Origin of the sequence: Kitasatospora putterlickiae (assembly GCF_039527695.1) — a bacterium.
In the GTDB taxonomy this organism is placed as follows: domain Bacteria; phylum Actinomycetota; class Actinomycetes; order Streptomycetales; family Streptomycetaceae; genus Kitasatospora; species Kitasatospora putterlickiae.
This window is the reverse complement of the sequence record NZ_BAAAKJ010000147.1, coordinates 1-1,048: the sequence shown is the minus strand read 5'-3', so window position 1 is coordinate 1,048 and position 1,048 is coordinate 1. Positions and strand designations below refer to the sequence as shown.

General features: G+C 75.1%; 1 protein-coding gene. It reads right to left on the bottom strand.

What is annotated here, in order from left to right; all coding sequences use genetic code 11:
- The coding region (locus ABD308_RS15280) for a histidine kinase (protein ID WP_344333850.1) at nucleotides 1-527 on the bottom strand (527 nt) is incomplete at its 3' end.
- Nucleotides 528-1,048 lie beyond the last annotated feature (521 nt).

The window sequence follows — 1,048 nt, the reverse complement described above, 5'->3', positions numbered from 1 at the left end:
GCCGCCGCACCCGCCCGGATCTCCTGGGCCGTCTCACGGTGCGGCGGGGCCAGGTCGGGGGCCAGCTTCAACGCACCGGCGCGCAGGGCGATCAGGCTCAGGTCGTGGCCGAGGGCGTCGTGCATGTCCTGGGCGATCCTGGCCCGCTCACGCAGCCGCGCCTGCTCGGCGACCAGCCGCTGCTCGCGCTCGGCCCGCTCCGCCCGCTCCCAGCCGGCCCGCACCAGTTCCTGCGACTGCCGCCAGAACCGGCCCACCATCCACGGCCCCATCCCGGCGCAGACCAGGACCGACACCACGGACGTCGCCCGCTCCGCCCAGGCCGGCACGGTGACGGCCAGCAGCGTCACCGCCGCGACCAGGACCGCCAGCAACACGGCCGCCGGACGCACCCGCGCCATCCGCACCCCGGCCGCGAACGCCGCCCCGACCCCCGGCAGCACCCACCAGAGCGACACCGCACTCAACCCGAGCCCCCCGGCCGCCACCCCGAGCAGCCCCCACTCCACCCACCGTTCTCTCCACACCCACCCGACCCTACGGACCCCACCCACCCCCCGTATCTGCCGAAAGTCATACCCCCCACACCAGCGCGCCCCCAGAACGGCAACGGCACCCGGCCAACACAGGAGGCCGGACCGACCGACCTCCCACTCCACCCACGCGAGAAGAGGCCGAAGGGCAGCAGCACCACGCCCCGACCCCACCAGGAGACAGCCCCCTCCCCCTCAGGCACCCCGAGCCCGACCTCCCACTCCGGCCCAGGCGGGGACGCGGACGTGGAAGCGAGCCCACGTAGCGCCGGACGTCGGCGTGGCCACCTACGGGCCAAGGCCAGCAGAGGGGTTGACGGCGGCCGACACTCCCACTTCCAACCCGCACGGAGGCGCAGGCCCGGCAATGGGATCCCGAGCAGCGAGGGAAGTTCAGCGTGGCCAACCCCCCGCCCCCACCCGGCCGGGCGTGGCAGCCGCCCGGGCAGCGAAGGAAGTCGCGGCGGCCGACCCTCCACCCCAACCCACGCGGGAACCCAAACCCGGCCAGCACA